We start from the raw sequence: 5,356 nt of genomic DNA, 5'->3' as shown, positions 1-5,356 counted from the left end.
ATCAACCATCGAACTCCCCGCCCCCCGCCAGCCGATCACCCCGGAACGGGCACAGCAGATCGCGAACCGGCTCCTCACCGGCCTACCCGGCAACCCACAGATCAGCCTGCTCGCCTCTGCCCTCACCAGCGCCCCGAACGGGGCGCCGGCCGCAGAGTCGTACCGGTTCGGCGCCAGCAACGGCGCTCCGACAAACCCGACCGGAAACTCCACCCTGGACCAGGCAGCGCGGACGCAGCAGTGGACGGCGCGGCAGGACGCGCTGCGCACCGACTACGCCGCCCGGATCGGCACCGCCCGGCGCGTCGAGGAGTTCCGGCCCGACCTTGTCGGCGCCTTCGGCAACGCGGTGGCCGACGCGGCCGCCCGGACCGAGCGGAGCCCGCAACCAGCGTCGCTCGACCGGCTGCCCGCCGAGGTGGCCGACCGGTTCCGGACGGAATTCGTCGCCGCCGGGCGTCACCTGTTCGACCGGGTGTGGGCGCCGGTGATCGCCGCGGGCACCCGCAGCGACGACCCGGCATTCCAGGCGACCGAGCACGAGTGGCAGGTGCGCTACGAGCAGCTGCTGACCGCCGTACGCGGCAGCACGTTCAGCTATCTGCAGGCGCACCGCCACGAGGCAGCCGTGCAGGCCGCCGTACTCGAGGCGCGCGACGCGGGCCGGCACGTGTCGGAGACGGCCGTGCAGGCTTTCTACAACGACGCCCGGACCAGGCTACGCACGGCTTTCGACGAGTCGGCGGATCCGGCGGGGGCGCAGCAGTGGGAGGCGCTCGCCACCACCATCGAGGCCAGCATCCCCGGGTACTTCAGCGAGGAGGCGCTGCGCCGGCACGCGAACGCGAACACCCCCGCCGAGGGCGACGACACCACGCGGCTGCTGGAGGCGACGCCAACGGCGTACGAGAGCGCCGCGCGCCCCGTCGTCGACCAGGCCCGCGCGGACATCCACGCGGCCCTGAACCGTCCCGACCCGGACATCGACGCAGCCACCCAGCAATGGATCACCCATCTACTCGACGGCGATATCCGGGAGGCCACCACCTACGCCCAGACCTGGGCCGAACGTGGCGGCGACACTCCGGCGGTGGTAGCCGCCGCAGTGGACGGACTGCGGGACATACTCAGCGACCTGGTGCGTTCGATACCCCTCCTGCTGCTGCACCACGCCCTGCTCGGCGAGCAGGTGCGCGCCGCCGGTTCCGCCTTCGACGACCTGCCCACCATCGACCTGCCGGCACCGGTCAGCGAGGCGCTGGGCCAGTCGTTCACGCTGGACTGGCTGACCGCGTACGACGAGCTGTTCCGCGGCGACGCGGTGGCGACCACCGAGTTGCACGAGCTCCCGGGGACCGTCCAGCTGGCCACGGCCGGACTGGAGCCGCTCGGCTGGGTACCCGGGCTGCCGGGTGAGCAGGTCCAGGCGCTCCCGATCAGCGACTCCGAGCTGACCGGTCCGGCGCCCGATACGCGGACGGCAGCGGACGAGGCGGCCGACACCCTGGCCGCGACCGGGCACGCTGATATCCGCGACGCCTTCCTCACCGAGGCCGACCCGGTCCGCCGGAACACGCTGCTCGCCGGGCTGCTCGGCGAGAGCGACGCGGTGCTGAGCGCCCTTCCCGCGCTGCACACCGGCCTGCCGGTTGTGACGGCCTCGGACGCGGCAATGGCGCGGTTGCTGGGATACGCCCACGGCGCCACCCGGGGTGAGCCGCTGCCGACAGCCGAGGTGCACGCCGCGGCCCGGGATCTACACCTCGAGACGAAGCTGACGCTGATGGACGGTCTGAGGCTGCTGGCCGTCGCCAATCCGGCACGACGGCCGGTGCTGGACACCCTCGGTGCGCTGATCCTGGACTGTTGAGCGGGCGAGAGGAACCGACCGGCCACCACTGCCGACTGCCCGCCCAGCACCCTGCTCTCCGCCACCGTCCATCACCGAGGGCCTGGCCCGGCTCACCACCTAAGTGCAGCGCAGCGCGGACGAGCAGGTGCTCTGGCTGGCGTCCGACGAGTACGGCACCCCTCGTATGCCACGACCCCAGGACCACCGGCACGCCCACGCTCAAGGTCGACGGCAGCCAGGACCTAGGCACCGCGGTGCTGGAGCGCGACGACGCGCGCGTTGCTGCTGGACGCGACGCGCCTCGGTCCGACGACGTCTGCCATGAGCTTGGAGACTCCAGGACGCCGGCTTCCGCGTCGAGATAGAGCAGCAGCGGCCTGCGTTCCGGTCCGTGCAGCCGGTCGTGGCCGGTGTCGAAAGCCGGTCCCGTCTCGGCGTCGCCCGAGTCGAACACGCGGACCGGTTCGACACCGACGATCGCGTCACGCGCTCACAGCAGCGCCGCATTCATCTTCGCCCGCTGGTAGGCGGGCGACGCGGTACCCGGTACTTACATCTCGACCAGCGGGACCGGCAGGTCCGAGCCGGTCAGAGCGCGCATGGGCGTGGCGATAGCGCCGGCCAGCTCGGTCACCGGTGCGTCGAGCCCCAGCACGTACGCCCACACGCCGTCGGGCCGCCACGCCCGCCAGCGAACCGCGCAGGCCGGCGGTGACGCCCGGGGCGGCATCGTCGGCGGTCGCGGTGCGCAGCGGCTCGGGCGCGGCCGTCAGATCGAGCGCCGGTGGCAGGTGCGCCACCCACTCCGAGCGCAGGTCCGCGCGCGTGAACCTCCGGCGAGGGGTCGGCTCGCGGGCCGTTCGGCAGGCCACCGGGTAGGTATGCCTGGAGCGGCCGCCGAGCGTTCGCGTCCCAGTCGAGCCCGGTGCCGGGGACTGCGGCCGCCGCCCGGCCGCGTCCCCGTCCGCCAGGGCAATCCGGGCTTGCGCGAGCATCGTCGGGCACGCCGCTGGCGGCACGCGGCAGCAGTCGGTGCAGCGACGTCTCCGGCGGGTCGGCGAATTACGTCGGCGTGCTGTCGCCTTTCTCTTGTTACCCGGCTACTGCTGGATCGACTGGAAGATCTCGTTGAGCGAGCCCATCCGGCGCTCGGTCATGTCGCGCAACTGTGCACCGGCGTCCTGAAGGGCGGCGAGCATCAGCTCCTCCATCTCCTCCGGGTCGATGTCGGTGAACAGGTTCGGATTCAGGTGTACGGCGGTGAAGGTGCCAGCCGCGGTCATCGAGACCCGCACCGCACCGTTGGCGGCCGTGCCGGTGACCTCGGTGGCCGACAGCCGGTCGCGCATGGCGGCCATCTGCTCCTGCACCGCCTGCGCCTGCTCCAACATCCGGTCCAAGTCCGACATGGGATCCTCCCTCAGCGCCCTGACCAGGTACGCACGTTGGCCCATTCGCCCTCGGCGTAGTTGTTCCACGACAGGTTCATCGCCGACGCGATCCTGCCGAGCACACCGGTCGGGCCGAAGAGGCCGTCTGCGGCGATGTTCCACTCCTGCTGCAGACCTTGGTAATAGGACTGGGCCGGGCCCTGCCACTGGTCCTGCAGGGGCATCAACTTGTTGATCAGCGCCCCGAGTTGCTCTTCGATTTCGGCGGCTTTGGCGTTGAGCGTCTGCCCGGCCATCTCCAGTTCCGCCGGGACGCGCAGGTTACTGGTGGTGGGATCTGGCATGGATCTGTCCTGTCTCGTGGCGGAGGGCTAGAGGTTCGCGCCGGGGATGTCCTGGTTGACGGCGACGAGGCTGTTGATGTTGGCCTGCTCGGCATCGACGTAGTTGTGGAAGTTGCCGCGCAGGCCACTGCCGATGTCGGTCAGCGCGTTGTGCAGCATCCGGCCGAACACGTCGAAGTCGTGCATGAGGATCTCGAACTGCCCGGCCGCGACGCCGTGCCAGATCGCCTGCATCTGCACCACAGTCGTCCGCAGGTTGGCCAGTTCACCGTCGATATCCGTCGCGGTCACGTCACAGCTGGCCGCGGCGTCCATGATCATTTCCGGTGTTACGAGAATGTGGTCCATCGCAACTTCTTCCTTCCGCTGCCGTCGACAGCTGTTATGCCTTCATCAGGATGGTGGTGCCCGCGCGGACAGCGCGAGTGACCTCTTTGCGGGACACCGCGACAGTCCCCGGTTCAGCGCTGCGTCATCCTGGTCTCGGCGGTCATGCTCTTGAGGTTCGCTCCCTCGGCCGCGACGTAGGTTTCGTACGACTTCTGCATCGCCATGAGGGCGTCATCGAGCAGGCCGCGGGTGTCGGTGGTGAGCTTCTTCAGGTCGGTGGTGAGGGCCTCGTACTTGTCCCCCGCCGGGCTGTTCCACGATTCGCAGATCGACTGCAGGTGGATCGCCATCGCATTGAGGCTGCTCTCGACCGAGTCACGCTGCTTACGCAGACTGCCGATCGACTCCCCGAGCAGCGGGATCTGCACGGCGTACTCGTAACGCTTGCCGTCCACGATCACGGCGACCGGCTTGCCGTTGCCGTCGGTGACCACCCCGTTCTTCGGGTCGTACATGAGGGTGGTGAGCCCGTCGGCCCCGTACGAGATGGTGATGCTCTTGCCGTCCTTGCTCCCGTGCAACGGGCGGCCCTGACCGTCGAACACGTCGTAGATCCACCCGTCGGCCTGCATCAGCACGACGTCCCCGTCGGGGTTACGGCTGACGACTGTCCCGTCCCGGTACGTCCACACACTCGAACCGTCGGCGGCGTACTTGATGTCCACGGCGTTGTTCTTGCCGTCCTCGGTGGCGTGTGTGGGCCGTCCCTGCCCGTCGAACGTGTCGAACGTCCACCCGCCGGCCTGCATCCCCGTCACGACTCCCGCCGGGTTCCGCTGGATCGTCGTGCCGTCGCCGTACTTCCAAGTGCTCGACCCGTCCGGGGCGTACGTGATGGTGATCTGCTGGGCCGGCTGCCCGTTCGTGCTCGGCGCGGTGCCGTGCGTGGGGTTGCCCTCCGCGTCGAACTGGTCGAAGGTCGTGCCGTCCTTCAGCACCTGCCGGGTGGTGTCGCCCTCAGCGTTGCGGTAGACCTTGGTGCCGTCGCCCTGGTAACTCCAGACACTCGACCCGTCGGCGCCGTACGTGATGTCGACCTGCTGCCCGGGTCCCCCGTCCTGCCCCGGCACGGTTCCGTGGGTGGGCCTGCCGTCGCCGTTGAACCGGTCGAAGACGCTGCCGTCCTTCAGCTCCTGCCGGGTCACCGTCCCGTCCGCGGCACTGAAGACCTTCGAGCCGTCGCCCTGGTAACTCCAGACACTCGACCCGTCGGCGCCGTACGTGATGTCGACCTGCTGCCCGGGTCCCCCGTCCTGCCCCGGCACGGTTCCGTGGGTGGGCTTGCCGTCGCCGTTGAACCGGTCGAAGACGGTGCCCTCGGAGGTGGTCTGCCGAATCACCGCGCCGTCAGGGTTGCGGTCGACCTTGGTGCCGTCGGC

General features: G+C 69.9%; 6 protein-coding genes. 1 reads left to right on the top strand and 5 read right to left on the bottom strand.

Features of this window, described 5'->3' with window-relative positions; translation table 11 throughout:
• A partial coding sequence (locus KBX34_RS32650; protein ID WP_210928929.1) for a hypothetical protein occupies positions 1–1,870 on the top strand: 1,870 nt, incomplete at its 5' end.
• 532 nt (positions 1,871–2,402) lie between these two features.
• On the opposite strand, the gene KBX34_RS32645 is transcribed toward KBX34_RS32650, so the two are convergent.
• From KBX34_RS32645 to KBX34_RS32625, 5 genes are all read right to left on the bottom strand, one after another.
• On the bottom strand, positions 2,403–2,582 hold the full coding sequence (locus KBX34_RS32645; RefSeq protein ID WP_099855201.1) for a hypothetical protein: 180 nt from the start codon (positions 2,580–2,582) through the stop codon (positions 2,403–2,405).
• A gap of 370 nt (positions 2,583–2,952) precedes the next feature.
• Entirely contained in the window at positions 2,953–3,261 is a 309-nt protein-coding gene (locus KBX34_RS32640; RefSeq protein WP_158240942.1) for a YbaB/EbfC family nucleoid-associated protein, read from the bottom strand.
• A gap of 11 nt (positions 3,262–3,272) precedes the next feature.
• Positions 3,273–3,587, bottom strand: coding sequence for a WXG100 family type VII secretion target (locus KBX34_RS32635; protein ID WP_210793720.1), 315 nt, complete (start codon positions 3,585–3,587; stop codon positions 3,273–3,275).
• A 27-nt stretch (positions 3,588–3,614) separates the two neighbouring features.
• The gene (locus tag KBX34_RS32630; protein ID WP_099855207.1) at positions 3,615–3,935 is read right to left on the bottom strand and encodes a WXG100 family type VII secretion target; all 321 of its coding nucleotides are present in this window, start codon (positions 3,933–3,935) and stop codon (positions 3,615–3,617) included.
• A 113-nt stretch (positions 3,936–4,048) separates the two neighbouring features.
• On the bottom strand, positions 4,049–5,356 hold a 1,308-nt coding region (locus KBX34_RS32625; RefSeq protein WP_210928928.1), incomplete at its 5' end, for a hypothetical protein.

The sequence above is a fragment of the Micromonospora sp. M61 genome, assembly GCF_018070245.1.
Classification (GTDB): Bacteria; Actinomycetota; Actinomycetes; order Mycobacteriales; family Micromonosporaceae; genus Micromonospora; species Micromonospora zamorensis.
Note: the sequence above shows the minus strand (reverse complement) of the source record. Positions and strands in the feature narration are given on the sequence as shown.

Bases quoted from the DNA above. Each gene is read 5' to 3' on its own strand.
- KBX34_RS32635 (WP_210793720.1), bottom strand. From the start codon at position 3,587: ATGCCAGATCCCACCACCAGTAACCTGCGCGTCCCGGCGGAACTGGAG.
- KBX34_RS32645 (WP_099855201.1), bottom strand. From the start codon at position 2,582: ATGCCGCCCCGGGCGTCACCGCCGGCCTGCGCGGTTCGCTGGCGGGCG.
- KBX34_RS32640 (WP_158240942.1), bottom strand. From the start codon at position 3,261: ATGTCGGACTTGGACCGGATGTTGGAGCAGGCGCAGGCGGTGCAGGAG.
- KBX34_RS32630 (WP_099855207.1), bottom strand. From the start codon at position 3,935: ATGGACCACATTCTCGTAACACCGGAAATGATCATGGACGCCGCGGCC.